Here is a 659-nt window from a genome sequence, read left to right on the forward strand (position 1 = left end):
CTTTGCACGCGTCCGGCGTTTGTCATCAAACTGGTGAGGATTTTAAACTCGTTGCGTGTGAGCTTAAGCGGTGCGTCATCATAGCGAATGCTTTGTTCCGATAAGGATAAAGACAACTGCCCAACTTGAATGATTTCTTCTGCACTACCGGATTGACGGCGAATCAACACACGCAAGCGAGCGAGCAACTCTTCGAGTGCAAACGGTTTTCCGAGGTAATCATCTGCGCCGCCATCAAGGCCTTGAACGCGATCGCGAATGTCGTCTCGGGCGGTAAGTATCATCACTGGGAGCTTAAATCCGCCTTTGCGAATATTACGCAGAACTTCCAATCCATCGATATCGGGTAGAGTGAGATCCAAAATTACGGCAGTGAACGCTTCTGTTTTGAGTGCGCTAGTCACGCCAGACCCTTTTTCCACCCAATCCACGGTGTACCCATGGCGACTTAATGAAGTCACCATGGATTGACCGAGTAGTTTGTCATCTTCTACGAGTAATAAGCGCATGGATTATTTCAAACTCCCAAGAGTCGCTTCAATTTCCAGTTTTCGACCTTTATCAGCCAAAGGTCGGTCAGGGCGAGGTGACGCCTGCATTGCGCGAGTCAAATACACTTTCGCTTCCTTGTCTCGACCTTCTTCTGCAAGGAAGTCTCC

At 49.0% G+C, this 659-nt stretch carries 1 protein-coding gene; it reads right to left on the reverse strand.

The features are described 5' to 3' along the window. On the reverse strand, positions 1-509 hold a 509-nt coding region (locus R7Z50_RS28105; RefSeq protein WP_318149835.1), incomplete at its 3' end, for a response regulator. Between the last annotated feature and the right edge of the window lie 150 nt (positions 510-659).

Source organism: Vibrio sp. 1249-1 (genome assembly GCF_033340495.1).